This window comes from Shewanella sp. (assembly GCF_013214165.1).
Taxonomy (GTDB): Bacteria; Pseudomonadota; Gammaproteobacteria; order Enterobacterales; family Shewanellaceae; genus Shewanella.
Genome location: NZ_JABSSM010000004.1, coordinates 15,233 through 35,393, shown reverse-complemented (window position 1 = coordinate 35,393; position 20,161 = coordinate 15,233). Strand labels below are relative to the sequence as shown.

Here is a 20,161-nt window from a genome sequence, read left to right as displayed (position 1 = left end):
GTGACAATAGCTAATTGATAATCGTCGGCAGCTTACTTTATTGCCGGATAACCCTGTTGGAGTTTGACTATACAGCAAAACAACGAGGTAAAAAGCCAACTTAAGTGATTGCCTTTTTGTTGCCACAATTGATACCCGCAATGCCATTTTTTGTCCCCGTCAAAGCCATCTCTATTGGTTTTAATGTGCATATCGAATCGAAGTGAACTCTTGGTTCACAGAACACTTAGATAACTTAATGACACTAGGGAAGAATAAAATGAACAAACAATTGATTGCCGCATTAGTGATGAGCTCATTAACATTTTCGAATATGGGCTATGCATCAGGCACTGAAAAACAAAGAGAGCACCATGAAGAGTTGATCGGCGTGGGTTCGGGAATTGTCCTAGGCGCCATCGTCGGCGGGCCCATTGGTGCGATCATCGGCGCGTTTACCGGCGGCATCATCGGTAAGTCGGTTGGAGATGATACCGAGATTGAATCTCAACAGGTCAAGTTAAGCCAGCAAGAAACCACCATTACCCAACTCAATGCAGATAATCAGTCTCTGGCACTTATCACAGTTCAGTATGAGTCGGTGCAAGATGAACTGGCCAAACTCAATTTGGCCAGGCAGCAGAAATTGACCGAGTTAGAGCTGGGCTTAAATATTCAATTTAAGACAGGCTCCTCTCTGTTAGAAGCACATTTCCAGCCACAACTGGATGAATTGGCGAGTGCGCTGGGGATGTCTGCTGATCTCAGGTTAGATCTGACTGGCTATGCGGATCGCCGAGGAGAGTCGACCTACAATCAGGCTTTGTCTGAGCAGAGGGTTGCCGAGGTGAGGAGCTATCTGGTGAGCAAGGGGGTGAATGAACAAAGATTAACGGCTAGTGCGTACGGTGCCAGTGCGCCGATAACCGCTAAACAAAGCCTGGAGAATGACTTCTTCGATCGCAGGGTCACGATTAAGTTTGTGTCACAAAATACGGCCATTGCTGCCAACCATTAATCGGTTTTCATGATAAAGGAATATAAAAATGAGAACAGGTTCGTGGCTAGAGCATCATTTGAATTTACACGCCCCTCTTCGGAGGGGGCTTAAATTGGCCATATCCGGGATAGTCATCATGATGGCATGTTGGATAAATGTGGCTCAGGCCATGAGTGGCGTTGAGATAACTCAGAGTAGTTTTGTTTATCACAGCCAAGGAGAGAGTGAGCCTCGAGTAATCGAGGGACAGGTAAGAGAGATAAATGAGGCCAAAAAACAGGTGACAGCCTTGGCGCTCAAATATCATCTGGTGAGCCAGCACACTAGTTTAGTGGCGGTTGAGGTCATTGCTGCAAAGCCTTCGTCTGTGGTATCAAATAATGCCAGTGCGGTGCAGTCCACATCATTTGGCTGGCAACCACCAGTGGGCTACTTGCCTCAGACCGGAGGTGAGAGTCGTTTACTCATCATGATGGGCATGATCTTGTTGGGTTTAGGTTTAGCCTATCTGGCAAGCTTTAGCTTCGATAGGGGAGCAGGCTTGAGCTTGCTCCGTAACTTAGCGGCCCAGAAAAGGCGACCAAAGGTGTTAATTAAGACCGGAGGAGAAGATGGCGATGATGGACATGGGTCAGCAAAAGGCCTGGAGGCATGAGCCTGTTACTGGGCTGGCGCAGAGGGCTTTGTTGCATGTGACATTAACCGGACTGTTATTGTTGGGAGGAGGCGCATATATGCAGGCTAAGGGGTATTTCGCACAATATCTTATTGAGCAAGCATGGATGCAAACCTTAGAGGATAATGACACTCGTGTGCTGATGCCAAGTTATCATGATCAGCTGACGCTGATCACTTGTTACCCCTTAATGCCCTACAAACTGGCAGTCCGTACAGACTCATAGTGAAAGCGCTGCCAGTGTCGCGACGGTCCTTTTAGCTGGGGACGTTTCCTGCTGGCAATGCTTAATGTGTGATGTTATTTTTGGCTGAGTTGGACTGGCGCCCAGGTTAACCATCTAGCTTCGAACTTCTTATGTAAGGTGAAACTCGCGTCTGATGTCAGCATGTTATTGGTCATGGTTTGCTGCTCAGTGACGACACCTACACCACCCGCCAGTATTGTCTCTAAGGATCCGGTCTCGATCTTAGCCCCTGAAAAGAGTCCTATATCGACTTTTACTCCGGAAAGATCCCAGAATTGACTCGTTTGGTTGACCAGGTGGCGATATTGTCCATCGATATGAGCGAACATTTGTACCGAATTACCCGTATCGGTTAACTGATAAGCATCGATAGCACCAATTTTTATGCCCCTAAAAATAATTGGGGTACCGACTTTAATTGAGCCTAGACTAGTGTCTTCGAGCGTGAATTGTAACCAGTCTTTCTTGGCCTGTATCACTGGAGTCACCTCACCGATAAACTGAGTACGGATTTGAGTGCTTATCCCAGGTTTGACGCCGATATAGGGGCCGGATATTAAGGTTTCAGGTGCCTGAATACCCGCGAGGGATATTTGAGCATCGACGAGGAAATATTCGGCGTCTTCTTGAGTAAAATGTTGGGCATAATTGCCATAAAGATAGGCATCGACGCTGACGCTAATCAGGTCTTTATTCAAGGTGACACGTTCGACAGCGCCTACCTTGTGACCTAAGTAACGTATCGGCGCCTTGGCCGCTAACTTGACGTCAGCCGGGAAGGTGAGCGTGATGGGTTTTGCCTGAGCCAGTGCCAGAGATTTAGATTCATACAGATGAGTTTGCGAGCCTATATCCTCATCGTCGAGCAGACCTAGGGTGATACTGCCTTTTAAGGCTCCCTGCAGAGGGGCAACATCAATTTCTATGCCCGAGAGAGCCGCATTGACTGTGACGGCACTGTTTCGCCAAAAAACGCTATTGGTTTTGACTAAGGGTTTGAATTGCTTTTGTATGCTGATATTAACATCGAAGTTTTCATTAGCCGAACTCCAGTGAACCTTGTCGACCTGGCCTATCTGCATTTTTTGATAATAGACAGGCGATCCCGACGACAGACCGGCACCATCGGTACTCTTCAGGGATAATGTAAACTGATTTAGTCGGTCAAAATAATCATCAGCCGCATCTGTTGAGAGGAACAAAGCCAATTGGGTATGATTTTTTGCCGCGCTTCTACTGTCGCCCTGGATGAGGCTGATAGCGCCTTTAGTCAAGGTCGAGAGATCTCGGGTTTGCACCGATATCCCCTCGAGGGATGCCTGAATTGACAGGGCAGATTCGGGGATGAAATAGCTATTGGTACTGACTAAGTCAGTAAACTCTGGCCAGATCTCTATCTGGTATTCTACGCCAGTTAATGCCTGATTAAGGCTGACGGAATTGACCTTACCGATTGGCAATTGTTTATAACGTACTTCGGCCCCGATCCCGACTCCCGGGTTATTCTCGGCGGTTAAACTTAACAGTAATTTAGCCTGTGCGTCTCGGTCCGGTGCCATCTCCAATAAAGGGTATTGCTGTTTAGGCTCACCGCTTCCTGGTGAAAAGTTGATGACACTACCTGTGATCAATCGCCCCGCATGCTTGATACCTGACAAGGATATGTCGGCGCCCTCGAGCCAGAAGTGAGACGTGCCTGAGAGCAACTGGGCATATTCTTTATCGATCTTGGCGGTGAACTCTACACCGGTTTCCGTGAGTTGCGTATCTGTGATACGACCAATATCTATGCCTCTGAAAACGATAGCGGTGCCAGTGGATGCGGCATCCGATTGCGTGGCTGTCAGAGTAAATTCGATGCCACCTTGGGCCAATGCTTGACTGTCATAGACGCGGTAACTGTGTCCGTTTTCGGCTCTTTGAGAGTCATCCGAAGAGCTAAAACTGAGGCCTCCGGCAAGAATGGACGACAGGCTTTCGGCTTTTATATCTATGCCAGAGAGCGAGGCGTTGATATGCAAGCCGGAAACGTTCCAAAATTGAGAGTCCGTCTTTACCAGATGAGCGTATTGCTGCTTAATAAATGCGCTCAGTAAAATTTGACTAGAGCCTTGGAGTTGGTAGCTGATGATTTTTCCGACGGGGATCTGTCGATAGAATATCTGTGAGCCCACATCCAAAGACCCTAGAGTATCGGCTGTTAATTCAATGACTAAGCCATCATTTCCCGGCAACATGGCCGGGGCGTCAGTCTCGGCTTCGAAGAAGGTTTGAGACTGACCACCACCGGGTTGAATCGCAATATAATTACCCGAAAAGAGGGCATCTAATCCTTCTACCCCAGTGATCGAGGCTTTAGGTGTGACTAGCCAGAATTTGGTTTGCTCATTTAAGAAGGGATCCGCTCGGTAATCCATCTTAAGATCGACATTGACGCCTTGTAACTCGTCATCAATACCAATATCGACGACTTTACCCACGGTCAGGCCTTGATAGCGTACTAAGGTCTTACCGACATCGATCCCAGTGGCACTGGGGAAGTGGATACGCACTTCGATACCGGCTTCTCTTATGCTTTTTATTCCTAACCAGGACCCCAGGGCTATAGCCACTAAAGGTAAAAGCCAAATAGGCGAAAAAAGCTTCTTCTTAACTACTTTTGGTGTTTCTATTTGTGTCATCTTTCGATTCCAGTCGATCCCAGAGTAAACGAGTATCAAGTACTTTAGCGGCAACCTGGGTCAGTAAAATCACTAAAGCAAATGCGGTTGCGGCAGGTCCAGGCTTTGCATCGAGCAATTGCCCCATATTGACCACCGCTGCGGTAATAGATATGACGAATAGATCAAGCATTGACCATCGACCTATCCATTCAATAACATGAAAACCGACCATCAAGCGCTTCTTGGAGATGGGCAGACGAAAACTGATGGCCAGCAGATAACAAGTCAAGCCACAAATTTTTAGTATGGGAACCAAGATACTGGCAGTAAATAATATGACTGCAATCGGCAGGATATCCAGATCGATAAGGTGGGTGATGCCAGTAAAAATAGTATCGTGACGTGTCTGTCCCTGACTGGTAAAGATGGTGATCGGATAAATATTCGCCGGGATCAATAAAATGGCGGCAGTTATCAGTAAGGCCCAACTTTTTTGCAGGCTGGAATAATCACGCAGGGCGAGTGTTGTGCCACACCGAGAACAATGAGTTTCTTTGTGGGACATCAACTGTTGGCACGAGGGGCAGAGTGTCAGGCCCACATCTTTGCCTTGTTTTCTCTGTGGCAGCTCCGAGGGGCTAGTCATCTAATACACTCCACATATGTTCAATATGGTATTCACGCTGTAAAAATAGGGTCACCAGAAATAACATGGCGAAACAGAAGGTACCCATTCCCAGATAGATATCGGTATAGTCCGTGAGTTGGAATACGGAGACAAAAATACTGATCATATAAATTTCTAACATGGAGACTTGTGCGAGCAGACCATGATATTTAAGCAGGCGCTTCAATATCATCCGAAAGAATGGCACCTGCAGTCGGTACTTGATGATCAAAATTTGTGAGAGCACAGATAAAAGCAGTAAACCAGGTGCGATGATAGCCGAGGTGAGAACGGCAATGGCGACGACCCAATAACCTTGATTGGCGACAGCCATGGCACCTTCGAAGATGGTTGTGGTCCTGATGCTGCCAAGAAAGTGTAACTCGAGTACGGGAAGTAAGTTTGCCGGGATGAAAAAAATGAGCGCGGTTAGGCACAGGGCCAGCATGCCGTTTAAAGAACAATAAGGTGTATCATAGATGGCAGTATGACATCGAGGGCATAAGGCACGAACAGACGAAGGCAAGGCTCGCTTCCTTATGATGAGATCACAAGAACGACACAGGGTCACACTGGTATCTGTACACTCATGTTCCGTAAGTAATTTCACCCTTTCTTACACACCCTTTATTGTGAATACTTGGTTCGACGAAATTGTTAATTCGTCTTAACTGCTTGCAATCGAGTCATGCTTTGTCGGAAAAACCGGATAGATATCACTCTATAATCAGACAGATAATATCAGGTTTTGCGGAATACTTGCATAAGAAGTTATATTTATGAGACCCTACAACTGTATATATAAACAGTGAGAGGGACGTTATGGCGGTTATAACTAAATTTGTAGTGGTCAGAGAGGGGGTTGAGAAAATGACATTCACATCTAAGAAGGAGGCAGATGCCTACGATAAGATGCTTGATATTGCCGATAACCTAACCCCCTTCTTAGTTGAGTCAGAATTAGACATAGATGAAGTGACCTGTGAAAAGTTGAGTTTTTATCTCGCTCAACACAAGGACCTATTACTCGGTTTACTCAAAGGTGTGGTACCTCAGAAAACTGAGGCAACAGAAATTAAAAAAAAGACTAAGAAAGCCGACGCTAAAAATGTCGAATCCAAAAAATAAAGTGTTAGGAAGTTTGTATGAAAACTGAATTTTATCAAACGCTGAACCGTCAAGCACAAGCGCTTCTTCAGGGCGAAGATGACTTAGTGGCAGCGATGGCCAATTTTTCCGCCTTACTCAATGACTCACTCGAAGGGATTAATTGGGTGGGCTTCTATTTTTACAAGGGTGATCAGCTGGTGTTAGGCCCATTTCAGGGGCGGGTTGCCTGTACGCGTATATCACTGGGTAAGGGAGTCTGTGGTTCGGCAGCATTAGAGAAAAAAACCTATAGAGTGGCCGATGTTCATCAATTTTCAGGCCATATTGCTTGCGATGCGGCGACTAATTCAGAGATAGTTATCCCTATTATTCAGGATAATCGCGTCATCGCCGTTTTAGATATAGACAGCCCTAAGCTAGCTCGATTCGATGAAATCGATCAAATTGGCCTAGAAAACTTAGTATTAAGCTTCGAAAAAGCGTTATTTGGCTAAACTATAGTCAATTTCTCACAATTCGTGTTCGCAATCGTCAAACTGGGGTTTATAATAGGCGGTCGAATACTAAGGACGTCGAGGATATTCATTGCTTGGGAATGAATGCTTGGCGTTTGTGAATTGTAATTGCTAAAGTATGTCTGCCGTGTTTGCGCTGCGTTTGGATAATCCGGTTGAGGATTCTCTGATTTAGCCCGCGAAAGACAAATATAAACGACACTGCTTAGTCTACTGTATGTCTAATCAGTGCCCCTTTTTAACTGTGGAAGAAATAATGGAATCAACAGACAAGTTGACCGACACCAACGCAATTCTTGCGTATTTATACGAAACATTTCCTTTGTGCTTTATTGCCGAAGGCGAAACTAAACCATTAAAAATTGGATTGTTTCAGGAGTTGGCTGAAAGGTTAGCTGATGATTCTAAAGTCAGTAAAACTCAATTGAGAATTGCTTTGAGACGCTATACCAGTAGTTGGCGTTATCTGAAGGGCGTAAAAGCAGGTGTTCAGCGAATCGACCTCGAAGGCAAAGAATGCGGTGAGTTAGAGCAAGAGCATGTCGATCATGCGCAATTGACCCTTAAAGAGAGTCAGGAAAAGGCGAAGGCGAAACGCGTCGCGAAAGCTGCGGCAACTAGGAAGGAAGTCCAAGCGGCTAAGCAAGCCAAGAAACCTGCGCCTAAACGAGCTCAACCAGAGGCTAAAAAGCCAGCGAAAGAGCCTGCGCCTGTTGTTAATTTGACGCCAGCAGTGTTAAATGAGCTGAAACAAAATCAGCGTGTTAGTGTCAAACTCGGTAAGTTGCCGGTTTCTGGCGTTATCGTTGACATTAAGAGAAATGATGTTCAAGTCCAATTGGACTCTGGCCTAACTATAAAAGTTAGTGTCGATCACATCATGCTTTAATTTTAGTAAAGGAGTAACTTGTTGATGCGAAAAATTACCCTGGCGGCCTCAATCGCCAGTATTTTTGTCGGATTCTCGGCGTGGGCGTTAACCCCTACAATTCCATTCAGCGAGTTACCCGCTTTAACGCAGGAGCCGCAACATAAAGTTGCGAGCAAGCGCGTGACTGGCCTTTTCACTCGTTCTCATTATCACAGATTCGATTTAGATGATGCTTTTTCCGAGCAAGTGTTTAAACGTTATCTAAAACAGCTCGATTACCGACGCAATGTGCTGCTTCAGAGCGATCTTGACAGCTTCAACGTGTATTCGAAACAGTTCGATAACATGCTTAAGAGTGGTGATTTAACTTCCGCTTATAAGATGTACGAGCAGGTTCAAAAAAGACGGTACGAACGCTTTGCTTACGCACTCAGCTTATTAGACAAAGAGATGGACTTTACGGTCCCTAATGACGAGTACCAGTATGATCGTGAAGATGCAGTCTGGCCAAAAGATGAGGCGGCGCTGAATGAGCTTTGGCGTCAACGTGTCAAGTACGATGCATTAAACTTAAAATTGACCGGCAAGACATGGGATGAGATCGTCCCTGTGCTCGAGAAACGCTATAACAACGCGATCAAACGTTTGAGTCAGACTAAGAGTGAAGATGTATTCCAAGGTGTGATGAATGCCTTCTCTCGTACCATCGAGCCACACACGAGTTACCTTTCTCCTCGCAATGCCGAACGCTTCCAGATGGAGATGAACCTAAGTCTCGAAGGGATCGGTGCGGTATTGCAAATGGACGATGACTACACAGTTATCAAGAGTCTTGTGGCTGGTGGACCGGCCGCGACCAGTGAGAAGTTATCTCCAGAAGATAAAATCATTGGCGTAGGTCAAGATGGTAAGGAGATCGTCGATGTTATTGGTTGGCGATTAGATGATGTGGTCGAACTGATAAAGGGGCCTAAAGGCAGCAAGGTCGTGCTGCAAATTTTACCCAAGAAGGGCGGCTCTTCGGCTAAATCTTTCGAAGTCGTCATCATCAGGGATAAGATCCGTCTCGAAGACAGAGCAGCAACATCCGAAGTGATTGAACCCGATAATGGCCTCTACGCCAATCGCAAAGTTGGCGTCATTCAGATCCCCGGCTTCTATATGAACCTATCCAAGGATGTGTCTAAGGAATTGGTTAAACTTAAAGAAGCCCAGGTTGAAGGTATTATCATCGACCTTAGAGGCAATGGCGGCGGGGCATTAACCGAAGCGACACTCTTGACCGGCTTGTTTATTGAACAAGGTCCTGTGGTGCAGATAAGAGATGCCAACGGCAAGGTGTCACAGAATCGAGACAATGATGGACGCACCAGCTATAGCGGTCCCTTGACTGTGATGGTGGACAGATACAGTGCATCGGCCTCCGAAATTTTTGCCGCAGCATTGCAAGATTACGATCGTGCGCTAATTGTAGGTGAATCTACCTTTGGTAAAGGCACTGTGCAGCAACACAAGAGCCTAGGTCGCATCTATGACATGTATGAGAAACCTATCGGCCACGTGCAATACACCATAGCTAAGTTCTACCGTATCAATGGCGGCAGTACCCAACTCAAAGGTGTGACTCCCGATATCTCTTTCCCGAGCGCATTGGAGCCCGGTGAATATGGTGAGGCCGAAGAAGAGAATGCGCTGCCATGGGACAAGGTGCCTATGGCGCAATATGGTACGCTCGGAGATATCAACCCTAACCTGATCACACGTTTAGATTCTAAACACCAGGAGCGTATCAACAGCGATGTAGAGTTCGGTTATATTAACCAAGACATCGCCGAGTTTAAGCTGCAGCACAATGAAACCACAGTGTCATTAGTCGAGAGCGAGCGTGTTGATGAGCGCGAAAGCAATGAAAAGAAGCAGCTCGTAAGACTCAATGAACGTCGGGTTAAACAAGGTCTAGAAATCGTCACAACATTGGATGATGACGATGAAACGACTAGCGATGATAAAGAGGCTGAGTCTGATGAGGAAGAAGTTAACATCCCAGATGCCTTCCTCGATGAAACGGTCTATATCACCTTAGACCTAGTCGACAGTGAAAGGCTTGCCAAGAACGAATCAAACTAGATTGATATGATTTTTAAAAACGCGCTTCTAGCGCGTTTTTTTATATTTATTATTCAGCTTATGGCCACATAAGCGTTGAAAAGGATTTAAGGTCTGTTTATGACACAAGCACAAGCAAAATACCTAAAAGACTACGCCGCACCGACATTTACCATCACTCATCTGGACTTGAGCGTTAACTTAGCTGGCAAAGACACCCAAGTGATCGCTACTAGCAAGGTGGTTAGACGAGACCAACAAGCGACAAGCCTGGTCCTCGATGGAGATGAGATGAACGTCTTATCGGTGAGGCTCAATGGAGAAAGTGTCAGTTACAAGCAAGGATTAACCAGCCTGAGTATAGATACACGGCTCGATGAGTTTGAACTCGAGATAGTGACTCAGCTAGACCCGGAAGCAAATTTGAGCCTAGAAGGCCTGTATATGTCGGATGGGGCATATTGTACTCAGTGTGAGGCCGAAGGCTTCAGACGCATCACCTATTTCCTCGATAGACCCGATGTGTTGGCCATCTATACGGTGCGTATAGAAGCAGATAAGGCCGCTTTCCCTTATCTGTTAAGCAATGGTAATCCAATCGAAACAGGCTCTCTGGCTGACGGGCGTCACTTTGCCAAGTGGCATGATCCTTTTCCTAAGCCTGCTTACTTGTTTGCCCTGGTTGCCGGTGATTTTGACTTATTGGAAGATGAGTTTATTACCCGTAGCAATAAAGCCGTCAAGTTGCAGGTTTTTGTCGACAAAGGCAATTTAAACAAAGCGCATCATGCTATTGCGTCACTGAAAAAATCCATGGCATGGGATGAGTCCCGTTTCAATCTCGAGTATGATCTCGATATCTACATGATCGTCGCGGTGGATTTTTTCAACATGGGAGCCATGGAAAATAAGGGGCTCAATGTTTTCAATACTAAGTATGTCTTAGCCGATACTAGCTCGGCTACCGACGATGATTACCACGGCATCGAAGCTGTGGTGGGACATGAATATTTCCACAACTGGACAGGCAACCGGGTGACGTGCAGAGACTGGTTCCAATTGAGCCTCAAGGAGGGGTTAACGGTCTTCAGAGATCAAGAATTTAGTTCAGATCTAGGCTCGAGAGCGGTTAACCGTATTCATGCCATTAAGGTGATAAAGAATCAGCAGTTTGCCGAAGACTCTGGCCCAATGGCGCATCCAATACGCCCTGAATCTGTCATCGAGATGAATAACTTTTATACGGTCACTGTGTATAACAAGGGCGCCGAAGTGATCCGCATGATGCATACCTTACTCGGGGAGCAGAAATTTCAGGCCGGAATGCAGTTGTATTTTAAGCGTCATGATGGTCAGGCGGTCACTTGTGATGATTTCGTTGCCGCAATGCAAGATGCCAGCGGCGTAGATCTGGGTCAATTTAAGCTGTGGTACAGTCAGTCGGGCACCCCAGTGGTGACGGTTGAAGAAGACTATGATGAGGACAATGCGTGTTACCGCTTAAGGATTAAGCAGAGCACGCCTGAGTCGGCCGAGCAAAAAGACAAGCAAGCCCTGCATATCCCCTTCGACTTGGAGTTGTTATCCAGCCAAGGTGAGTCTATGTTGAGTGAAGTGCTCGATGTTAAACAGGCAAGCCAAGAGTTTGTCTTCAATAATATCACTCAGAAACCAGTGCCATCCTTACTGCAGAATTTCTCTGCACCGGTTAAATTGGACTTCGACTATTCCATCGAGCAACTGGTGCATCTAATGAGGTTTGCCAACAGCGAAGTCGCCCGTTGGGAAGCATCAGTGGCCCTGGTAAGCCAGTCGATTTGGGACAATGTCGCTAAGTTGCAGCTCAATCAAGCCATGCATGTGGATCCCAGAGTCGTCGATGCTTATCGAGGTGTGCTACTTTCAGAACGCTTAGATCTGGCCTTAGTCGCAGAAATTTTCACCTTGCCGAGTGTGTCGGCGCTCATTGAGCAGGTCGGTTCCGTAGAGCTCGATGCTTTAGCGACGGCGAGAGATTATGTGAGCGAAGAGATAGCCAATGCCTGTGAAGATGAGTTACTCACTCGCTATCGAGAACTGGTGGGCCGCGATAATGCCGCAGCTCGTGCGCTTAAAAATATCTGTTTACTCCTGCTTCAAAAAGTCTCCGATGAATATCAAGATTACGCCGAGAAGCAGTATCGTCAGGCGGAGAATATGACTGACAGTATAGGGGCGCTTCAAGCCTTGAATGGTGAGGCATCGTCTATCAGAACTGAGCTGATGTCAGATTATGAATCTAAGTGGCAAGCGACGCCATTAGTGATGGATAAATGGCTGACGTTACATGCGACCTGTGCTGATGATAATTGTCTGGACACCATAATGGCCTTGACTGAACATGAGTCTTTTAGCTACTCAAACCCTAATAGGGTCAGATCATTAGTCGGTGCTTTCGCCGCCGGTAACCTGGTGCAATTTCATCACATAGAAGGCAAGGGCTACGATTTTCTGACCGATGCGATCATCAAGCTTAATAAGGTGAACCCTCAGGTTGCTGCTCGTATCATTACACCCTTGATTCAATTTAAAAAGTTTGATTTAAGCAGACAGGCTATGATGAAAGCATCCCTCGAGCGCATCTTAGGCCTTCCAGATTTGTCCAAAGACTTATTTGAGAAGGTGTCCAAGGCTCTTGGCCTCTAAATCTGCTGTTTATCGTTAACCATATCAGCCCCTAGTAGCTTATGTTTCTAGGGGCTTATGTCTCATTTCTTGTAGTAGCCTCTATGATCTTTTATTTTTCACTCAATATCACTTATCACGATTTCCAACAATTCTACCGAGGAGAGGCGAATAAGGTCGAAGTCCATGACAGTCATGGTAGAACCTTGTGGATCCATGGCAGACACTTTCGCCGTTTCTTAACGCGCTCGGGAATAGTGGGTCAGTTTAAGATGGAACTAAACGCTCAAGGAGAGCTGTTATCTCTTTGTAAACTTTAACTCGCTCTAGAGTAATTACTTCAAACGATTGATTAATTTATCAGTCTAACCTTTGCTGTTGTAGGACAAGTTAATTATCTGTATTTACAGTTAATTAACTTGCCTTGTCCGCAATAATAAATTCATCTATGTTCGATTTTAAATCAAGTGTTTGAAATAAAGCTTTAAAACCTGCTAACGTGCTTAATTCTTTAGAAGATTTTCTTAAATTCTGCCTTGCTCATAACATGTAAATGCTGTAACAATGGTGTTACCTGCACGCTAACAAGATGTTGGTTGCCATTCCTAATAACAAGAATTCAGCAGGTTACGGAGAAGCGCTAAAATGAAAAAGGTTAACAACGGCTTTATGAAGTCGACACTTGCTTTAGGGATCGTAGCGGCACTGAGCATGGGGATCACATCCAGTGTCAATGCTGTATCTTTTAATTGGGGAGAAGTTGACGGCACGTTCGATTCGACATGGTCAGCGGGTGCCAGCTGGCGTGTAGAGGGGCGTGATTGGGATAGCCACATAGGTAAGGTCAATCACCCACAGTTTGATTGGTCGGGATATTCCGCCTTTGGTGATACTAAATACACGCAGGATCAGATCTGGGCACAACCCGGTTCCTATTCCAGTAACGGTGATTTGAGTAATCTACTCTACTCGCAGGGCGATACTACAGCCGTCGTGTTTAAGGGCTTGCATGAGCTATCGCTCAAGTATAAAAATTTCGGTGTATTTGCGCGTGGTATGTATTTCTACGATCAAAAAGCCAATAACGGCAGCTATGGTTTTAGCGATCCGTTGACGGGGAAAAAGTATGACCCCTGCGCCGACTCCAAAGCCTCAGAGGTGCAATGTAAAGACATTCGCCTGCTTGATGCCTTCGTCTATGGCGATTTCGATTTTAACGATGGCGCTAACCCGCTGACAGTCCGAGTCGGTCAACAGGTGGTTTCCTGGGGAGAAAGCACACTCATCCCCCATGGTATCGGCGTGATCAATGCGGTGGACTTGAACATTCTCAATGCGCCTGGCTCCGAGCTCAAGGAAGCGTACAGGCCTCAAGGCATGGTTTGGGCATCTTTTGGGGTTACCAATGAACTTTCGGTGGAGGCCTTCTATCAGTACGATTGGGAGCCTGTTTGGGTGCCCACACCGGGTTCTTATTTCTCGACCAATGACTTCGCCGGTTACGGTGGTTATGGCCAGAATGCCCAGCTAGGTTTTCAGTCAAATCCTGACATGAATCTTGAGTTTATTGAGGGTGAATATAATAATTTAGCACAGCTAGTTGCTGCTGGAATGTTCGATACCAACGGTGAGTTAGATATCAACAAGTTTCGCGATGCTGCCCTAGCGTATTCTACCAAAGCCACGTTAGTCCAAGATCAGGCCAGTGCCAGTGATTCGGGACAGTACGGTTTAAAGCTTGGCTACTATGCCCCGCAGCTGGGAGAGACCGAGTTTGGCCTCTATTACATGAACTATCACAGTCGTCGTCCGTTAATTAGCGGGACCACAGCAAACTACACAAACGAAGCTTTACTCAGGGATGGTGAAACTCTTCGCGGTGCTGTGGGAGCTGTAGATAGGGCTACACTATTAAGTTTAGAGAGCTTCTCTAAGGCGCAAATTGAGTACCCAGAAGACATTCAGCTCTATGGATTTAGCTTTAACACGCTTATCGGTGATACGTCGGTGGCGGGTGAGATAGCCCATCGTCAAGATGAGCCTCTGCAGATTGACGATGTGGAACTCCTATTTGCCGCCATGCCGCAACAGCTGGCTAACGCAGGTCTCAGGCCAGATCTTGATGGTATCTCTCAAATTGACACTGTTGCCCCAGGCCAATACGCCGAAGGTTTCATTCGTTTGGATACCACACAGGCTCAGGCGACCTTTACGCATCTATTTGGTCCGACATTGGGTACCAGTAATCTGGTGATGTTGGCCGAGATAGGTGGCGTGTGGATCCACGACATGCCGGGATTTGATGAGCTAAGACTCAACGGTCCGGGTACGGCTCGTTCAGGTGGCAATCCCGATATGCCGGGAATTATCGAAGCCGTTCACAATGGCCCTGAGACTAACCCTTTTCCGACAGATTTTGCCTGGGGTTATCGCCTGGTCGCCAAGGCGGACTACAACAACTTGTTTGCCGGGGTAAACATGTCGCCGCGGATCATTTTCTCACATGATGTTAAGGGTATCACTCCCGATCCTATGTTCCTGTTCACCGAAGGTAAAAAGTCTGTGTCCGTAGGCGTTAACTTCGATTACCAGAGCCGCTGGGGAGCCGATTTCTCCTATAACAGCTTCTTCGGTGGGGTAGGCACGACAAACCAGATGTCAGATCGTGATTACGTGTCATTTAACATCAAATATTCAATCTAGATCACAAGGACAATAATAATGAAGAAACTTGCGATATTGTCGGCGGCTGTGATAGTTGCTTTGAGTGCACCCAGTGCATGGGCAAAAGTTACCGAGGCTGAAGCGGCTAAGTTAGGCACTGAATTGACGCCTCTAGGCGGAATTAAGGCAGCGAATGCCGACGGGTCTATCCCAGCTTGGGATGGTGGGATCACCACGCCTCCAGCGGGTTACAAGAAGGGGATGCATCATCCCGATCCGTTCACTGGTGATAAGATAGAATTTACTATCACCAATGCCAACAAGGAAAAATATCAACAGCATCTTACCCCTGGACAGATCAAACTTTTCGAACTGTATCCAGATTCCTATAAGATGAATGTCTATCAAACTCGGCGTACGGCGTCAGTGCCTCAATTTGTCTATGATGCCACTAAGGCGAACGCGACCCGCGCCGAATTGGTTTCTCAAGGTAATGGCGTGAAAGGCGCCTCTATCGGAGTCCCTTTCCCGATCCCTGAGAATGGATTAGAAGTTATCTGGAACCATGTACTGCGTTTTCGTGGTGTCGATGTGAAAACATCCCGTAGCCAAGCCGCGCCTATGGCTAGCGGCAGCTACACCCTGGTTGAAACATACGAAGAGATACGTTTTCAGTATTCACGTCCTGAAATGACCCTAGATAAGCTTGCCGCGTCTAATACCTTGTTTTATTTCAAGCAAGTTGTGACTCAGCCCGCTCGTCTTGCGGGTACGGCTCTGCTGGTTAAAGAGACCATGGATCAAGAAGCTTTACCAAGACAAGCCTGGACCTATAACACGGGACAGCGCCGTGTGCGTAAGGCGCCGAACGTGGCATTCGATACGCCAGGTTCGGTCTCTGATGGCCTGAGAACCACGGATGATTTTGATATGTTTAACGGCTCGCCGGTGAGATATAACTGGGAGCTAGTCGGCAAGAAGGAAATTTATATTCCTTATAACGATTACAAACTGCATTCAGATGAATTGGAGTACGATCAGATCCTTCAACCGGGTCATATCAATCCTGAGTTTGTCCGTTGGGAAAAGCATCGTGTTTGGGAAGTTAAGGCTCAGCTTAAAGAGGGCATGCGTCATATCTACAAGACACGCGTCTTCTATATAGATGAAGATTCATGGCAGGTGTCGCTGGCCGATATGTACGATAACCGTGATGAGCTATATCGTGTCGCGGTCGCCCATGCAATCAACTACTACGAAGTCCCCACACATTGGAGCACCTTAGAGGTCATCCATGATCTTCAGTCTCGTCGTTATATCGCCATGGGTCTCGATAATGAAGGCCGCATGTATGATTTCGATGCCAAGCTCAGTGAAGCTAACTTCACTCCGGCCGCATTGAGACGTGCAGGTATTCGTTAACCCACAGTTCTAAGGGGTGGGTGACCGCCCCTCTATTCTTTAAGGAAGTCTGTATGTTGTTTAGCATGCTTCGATCAGTATCTATCTGTCTACTTTTAATCACCTGCTTGCAATCTAGCGCGCTAGCTAATGAGGCCTATGATGTTAAAGGTCAAATACAAGCGTTAGCCATTGATTCTATTATTCTCGATATTACGACTAATGGAGACTCAGTTATTGCCGTTGGCGAACGTGGCCATGTTTTTATCTTCGATGAACAAGCAAACCCTCAGTGGCAACAAGTGCCAAGTCCGACCAGCGCACATCTCACCAAGGCATTTTTAATCACTCCTCAACTTGGTTGGGCCGTTGGCCATGATGCGACCATAATTCACACCCAAGATGGAGGTAAAACCTGGCAGTTACAGATGGAGTCCAGGGAAATAGAAAAACCCCTGTTAGATATTCATTTCTTCGATGAGAACAATGGCATAGCTGTCGGTGCTTATGGACTATTTTATCGCACCAATGACGCCGGTGAACACTGGCAAAGTGAGTATCATCAAGAGTTATTATTCGCAGAGGATGTCGATTACCTGGCTCAATTAAAGGTTGAGGATGAAGCCTTTTATTTGAGCGAGAGAAGCACCTTGCTACCACACTTTAATCGGGTTATTTCCACGATTAATGGCCAATTAGTGATGGTGGGAGAGCTAGGTTTAGTGGCTGTTTCCAATGATCAAGGTCGGCAATGGCAGCCGCTGGATTTTATCTATGAAGGCTCCATGTTTAATGCTGTCTATGCTGAAAATTCATTATTTGTTATGGGATTACGGGGACATGTGTTTAAAGCCGATGCGAGTCTGACACACTGGAGCGAAATCTCATTACCCGTGACCTCTACCATCAATGGGGTCATGGTAAAAAAGGATGGCAATCTTCGTCTCGTCGGTAATGCCGGGGTGATTATCGATGTAACGTTAGAGGGGGAAAGTCAGTTGATCGAGCAGCGCCAAGGTGAGAATTTAGTGTCCATAGTTCAAGATCCCCAAGGTCATATCTGGATTGCAGGTACCAAAGGCCTCTTCAAACAACAATAAAAGGATCTTAAGATGTTAGAAAAATTAGTTAATGGATTAGAATCCTTTTTATTCAGGCGACGGGCCATCGTCATCTTGTTGTTTATGTTAACCACCATTTTCTTGGCGTTTCAGGCCAGTAATTTGAAAATGGATGCGGCCTTCATCAAGAACATTCCGCTCAATCACAGTTACATGAAGACCTACTTGAAGCACCAAAATGATTTTGGCGGTGCCAACAGCATCATGGTTGCCGTCGAAGACACCAGCGGTGATATTTTCAATGAAAACTTCTTCGATGCGTTGAAGAATGTCCATGATCAGCTGTTCTTTATTCCGGGAGTCGACAGGGCACAAGTCAAATCCCTATTTTCTCCTTCCACACGTTTTACCGAAGTGGTAGAAGATGGTTTTGCCGGCGGCCCGGTCATTCCGGCAGATTTTTCTACCACTGAGGCTGGACTGGCGGTGGTAAGAGACAATATAGAAAAAGCGGGCATAGTCGGTCGACTCATTGCTGAGGATTATTCCGCCGCCATGGTCAAGGCTCAGTTGATGGACTTTGACCCTCAAACCGGACTGCCACTCGATACCTTAGCGTTCGCGGCGCAATTGGAACAAGAACTGCGTAAAAAATATGAAAATGACCATATAAAAATTCATATCATAGGTTTTGCCAAGATGGCGGGGGATGTGGCCGATGGGGCTAAGGGGGTCATGCTCTTCTTCCTGATTGCGATTGTCGTCACCGCTATCATGGTTTACCTCTTCTCTAAGTCATTTATTCTTACCTTGTTGCCCTTAACCTGTAGTTTAATCGCAGTGATCTGGCAGTTGGGTTTATTGACTGTGGTGGGCTTTGGTCTAGACCCAATGTCGATACTGATCCCATTCCTAGTGTTTGCCATCGGGGTGAGTCACAGTGTGCAGATGATCAATGCCGTGCGCCGGCGTGTGCTTGAAGGGGAGACGACCAAGGCCGCTGCAGCACTTGCTTTTAGAAGTTTATTGATCCCAGGAGGCATAGCGCTTCTGTCCGATACCGTGGGTTTCTTAACCTTGTTATCCATAGATATCGGCATCATCAGAGAGTTGGCTATTTCTGCTTCTCTGGGCGTTGGAGTGATCATATTAACTAACCTGATCCTATTGCCACTCATCATCTCCTATACCCAGGTATCGGCGGTGAAATCGAGTGATGCCTCAATTGAGCGTACCAATCGAATCTGGGCGTTCTTATCTCGATTTGCGACCACAAAATATGCTATTTGGGTGTTAGTGGCGACAACGGCGTTATATGCCTTAGGCTTGCAGCAAGCTAACCTAATGAAAGTGGGTGACTTACAGGGCGGGGCACCCGCACTGCATTTTGATTCCCGCTACAATCAGGATACGTTTTACATCACAGATAAGTTTTCAATCACCACAGATGTGATGACGATTATCGTCGAAGCTTTCCCTGAAGCTTGTACTTACCATTCAGTGCTGACACAGATAGATGAATTTGAATGGTTAATGAGTAACACGCCTGGGGTGGAGGCGACAGCGAGCCTGGCGTCGGTTGCCAAACGGGTCAATGCCGGTTTCAATGAAGGCAATCCCAAGTGGCAGGTGTTGCCTAGAACCACAGCGAGTCTGGTACAGGCGGTTGGGCGTGTACCGACGAGCTCAGGGCTACTCAATAGTGACTGTTCGGTTATGCCGGTTTATCTTTTCTTGAAAGATCACAAGGCTGAGACGATTGAGTTAGTCATCGATAAGGTGAAAGCATTATCGGCGAGCATGAATAATGACAAGTTGCAGTATCGACTCGCATCTGGACCTGTGGGCGTGATGGCCGCGACGAATGAAGCTGTGGCTGCGGCTCAATTACCCATGATGTTGTATGTCTATGGGGCGGTATTCTTCCTCTGTCTTATCAGCTTTAAATCCCTTAAAGCGACGATATCAGTCATCTTGCCCTTGTATGTGGTTTCTACATTGGCTCAGGCATTGATGACACAACTCGATATTGGCTTGGCCGTAAGCACCTTACCGGTAATAGCCCTAGGTGTCGGAATTGGTGTCGATTATGGTATCTATATCCTTTCCACTATGGCAGGTAGGCTCAGAGAGGGAATGCCGGTGCAACAGGCCTATTACGAGGCTCTGGTTGAGCGCGGTAGTGCGGTTATTTTTACCGGACTCACTCTGGCTATCGGCGTCAGTACCTGGTTCTTCTCGGCGCTTAAGTTTCAAATGGATATGGGAATACTGCTGACATTTATGTTTTTAGTAAATATGTTGGGGGCCATAATTATTTTACCGGCGATAGGGGCGGTTATGTGGCGAAAACCCACAGAGGCATAAGTAAACAGGGAGCTTAGGCTCCCTTTTTATTGCGCTGAAAATGAATAGTTACGCTGTAATGCCGATTGATTTATCATCTCACGGGTTTAAATACCGCAGTTACTGGTTTTCAGGTGGATCTACCACTAAAATAACTCTCGAAATGTGGCCGCTTTAGTAATAAACTTCGC

The 20,161-nt window shown here is 46.5% G+C and carries 16 protein-coding genes; 13 read left to right on the top strand and 3 right to left on the bottom strand.

Annotated features, from left to right (window positions below; translation table 11 throughout):
• Nucleotides 1–259: 259 nt before the first annotated feature.
• Genes pdsO through HRU42_RS02020 form a run of 3 tightly spaced genes read left to right on the top strand, consistent with a single transcriptional unit; the run spans nt 260 to nt 1,881 of the window.
• A complete protein-coding gene (gene pdsO, locus HRU42_RS02030) occupies nt 260–997 on the top strand; it encodes a sortase-associated OmpA-like protein PdsO (RefSeq protein WP_295028552.1) in 738 nt (245 codons plus the stop codon).
• A 28-nt stretch (nt 998–1,025) separates the two neighbouring features.
• Nucleotides 1,026–1,634: an LPXTG cell wall anchor domain-containing protein gene (locus HRU42_RS02025; protein ID WP_295028550.1), complete on the top strand. Its 609-nt coding sequence runs from the start codon at nt 1,026–1,028 to the stop codon at nt 1,632–1,634.
• A complete protein-coding gene (locus tag HRU42_RS02020) occupies nt 1,606–1,881 on the top strand; it encodes a hypothetical protein (protein ID WP_295028741.1) in 276 nt (91 codons plus the stop codon). The genes HRU42_RS02025 and HRU42_RS02020 overlap by 29 nt, the downstream gene beginning before the upstream one ends.
• A 74-nt stretch (nt 1,882–1,955) precedes the next feature.
• On the opposite strand, the gene HRU42_RS02015 is transcribed toward HRU42_RS02020, so the two are convergent.
• From HRU42_RS02015 to HRU42_RS02005, 3 genes are read right to left on the bottom strand one after another with little or no spacing between them, the layout of a single operon-like run.
• Nucleotides 1,956–4,583, bottom strand: a complete 2,628-nt coding sequence (locus HRU42_RS02015) for an MlaD family protein (protein WP_295028548.1) — start codon at nt 4,581–4,583, stop codon at nt 1,956–1,958.
• Nucleotides 4,552–5,211, bottom strand: coding sequence for a paraquat-inducible protein A (locus HRU42_RS02010; protein ID WP_295028546.1), 660 nt, complete (start codon nt 5,209–5,211; stop codon nt 4,552–4,554). The genes HRU42_RS02015 and HRU42_RS02010 overlap by 32 nt, the downstream gene beginning before the upstream one ends.
• Entirely contained in the window at nt 5,204–5,842 is a 639-nt protein-coding gene (locus tag HRU42_RS02005; RefSeq protein WP_295028545.1) for a paraquat-inducible protein A, read from the bottom strand. Before HRU42_RS02005 ends, HRU42_RS02010 begins: the two co-directional genes overlap by 8 nt.
• 212 nt (nt 5,843–6,054) lie before the next feature.
• Between HRU42_RS02005 and HRU42_RS02000 the strand changes: the two genes are divergently transcribed.
• The 10 genes from HRU42_RS02000 (at nt 6,055) to HRU42_RS01955 (ending at nt 19,991) form a co-directional block, all read left to right on the top strand.
• A complete protein-coding gene (locus HRU42_RS02000) occupies nt 6,055–6,360 on the top strand; it encodes a YebG family protein (protein ID WP_295028542.1) in 306 nt (101 codons plus the stop codon).
• 17 nt (nt 6,361–6,377) lie between these two features.
• On the top strand, nt 6,378–6,836 hold the full coding sequence (locus tag HRU42_RS01995; RefSeq protein WP_295028540.1) for a GAF domain-containing protein: 459 nt from the start codon (nt 6,378–6,380) through the stop codon (nt 6,834–6,836).
• 277 nt (nt 6,837–7,113) lie between these two features.
• On the top strand, nt 7,114–7,746 hold the full coding sequence (gene proQ / locus HRU42_RS01990) for an RNA chaperone ProQ (RefSeq protein WP_295028729.1): 633 nt from the start codon (nt 7,114–7,116) through the stop codon (nt 7,744–7,746).
• A gap of 24 nt (nt 7,747–7,770) precedes the next feature.
• Nucleotides 7,771–9,855, top strand: coding sequence for a carboxy terminal-processing peptidase (gene prc, locus HRU42_RS01985; protein WP_295028538.1), 2,085 nt, complete (start codon nt 7,771–7,773; stop codon nt 9,853–9,855).
• Between the two features lie 99 nt (nt 9,856–9,954).
• On the top strand, nt 9,955–12,519 hold the full coding sequence (gene pepN / locus HRU42_RS01980) for an aminopeptidase N (RefSeq protein ID WP_295028536.1): 2,565 nt from the start codon (nt 9,955–9,957) through the stop codon (nt 12,517–12,519).
• Between the two features lie 83 nt (nt 12,520–12,602).
• Nucleotides 12,603–12,818 carry a DUF2835 domain-containing protein gene (locus HRU42_RS01975; RefSeq protein WP_295028534.1) on the top strand — a complete coding sequence of 72 codons (216 nt, stop codon included), beginning with the start codon at nt 12,603–12,605 and terminating at the stop codon, nt 12,816–12,818.
• 325 nt (nt 12,819–13,143) lie between these two features.
• Nucleotides 13,144–15,201, top strand: a complete 2,058-nt coding sequence (locus HRU42_RS01970; protein WP_295028532.1) for a DUF1302 domain-containing protein — start codon at nt 13,144–13,146, stop codon at nt 15,199–15,201.
• 18 nt (nt 15,202–15,219) lie between these two features.
• A complete protein-coding gene (locus HRU42_RS01965) occupies nt 15,220–16,584 on the top strand; it encodes a DUF1329 domain-containing protein (protein ID WP_295028530.1) in 1,365 nt (454 codons plus the stop codon).
• Between the two features lie 53 nt (nt 16,585–16,637).
• Nucleotides 16,638–17,663 carry a hypothetical protein gene (locus HRU42_RS01960; protein WP_295028528.1) on the top strand — a complete coding sequence of 342 codons (1,026 nt, stop codon included), beginning with the start codon at nt 16,638–16,640 and terminating at the stop codon, nt 17,661–17,663.
• 12 nt (nt 17,664–17,675) lie between these two features.
• Nucleotides 17,676–19,991, top strand: a complete 2,316-nt coding sequence (locus tag HRU42_RS01955; protein WP_295028526.1) for an MMPL family transporter — start codon at nt 17,676–17,678, stop codon at nt 19,989–19,991.
• Nucleotides 19,992–20,161 lie beyond the last annotated feature (170 nt).

Excerpts from the sequence above, each read along its gene's own strand:
- pdsO (WP_295028552.1), top strand. The coding sequence starts at position 260 with ATGAACAAACAATTGATTGCCGCATTAGTGATGAGCTCATTAACATTT.
- HRU42_RS02025 (WP_295028550.1), top strand. The coding sequence starts at position 1,026 with ATGAGAACAGGTTCGTGGCTAGAGCATCATTTGAATTTACACGCCCCT.
- HRU42_RS02020 (WP_295028741.1), top strand. The coding sequence starts at position 1,606 with ATGGGTCAGCAAAAGGCCTGGAGGCATGAGCCTGTTACTGGGCTGGCG.
- HRU42_RS02015 (WP_295028548.1), bottom strand. The coding sequence starts at position 4,583 with ATGACACAAATAGAAACACCAAAAGTAGTTAAGAAGAAGCTTTTTTCG.
- HRU42_RS02010 (WP_295028546.1), bottom strand. The coding sequence starts at position 5,211 with ATGACTAGCCCCTCGGAGCTGCCACAGAGAAAACAAGGCAAAGATGTG.
- HRU42_RS02000 (WP_295028542.1), top strand. The coding sequence starts at position 6,055 with ATGGCGGTTATAACTAAATTTGTAGTGGTCAGAGAGGGGGTTGAGAAA.
- HRU42_RS01995 (WP_295028540.1), top strand. The coding sequence starts at position 6,378 with ATGAAAACTGAATTTTATCAAACGCTGAACCGTCAAGCACAAGCGCTT.
- proQ (WP_295028729.1), top strand. The coding sequence starts at position 7,114 with ATGGAATCAACAGACAAGTTGACCGACACCAACGCAATTCTTGCGTAT.
- prc (WP_295028538.1), top strand. The coding sequence starts at position 7,771 with ATGCGAAAAATTACCCTGGCGGCCTCAATCGCCAGTATTTTTGTCGGA.
- pepN (WP_295028536.1), top strand. The coding sequence starts at position 9,955 with ATGACACAAGCACAAGCAAAATACCTAAAAGACTACGCCGCACCGACA.
- HRU42_RS01975 (WP_295028534.1), top strand. The coding sequence starts at position 12,603 with ATGATCTTTTATTTTTCACTCAATATCACTTATCACGATTTCCAACAA.
- HRU42_RS01970 (WP_295028532.1), top strand. The coding sequence starts at position 13,144 with ATGAAAAAGGTTAACAACGGCTTTATGAAGTCGACACTTGCTTTAGGG.
- HRU42_RS01965 (WP_295028530.1), top strand. The coding sequence starts at position 15,220 with ATGAAGAAACTTGCGATATTGTCGGCGGCTGTGATAGTTGCTTTGAGT.
- HRU42_RS01960 (WP_295028528.1), top strand. The coding sequence starts at position 16,638 with ATGTTGTTTAGCATGCTTCGATCAGTATCTATCTGTCTACTTTTAATC.
- HRU42_RS01955 (WP_295028526.1), top strand. The coding sequence starts at position 17,676 with ATGTTAGAAAAATTAGTTAATGGATTAGAATCCTTTTTATTCAGGCGA.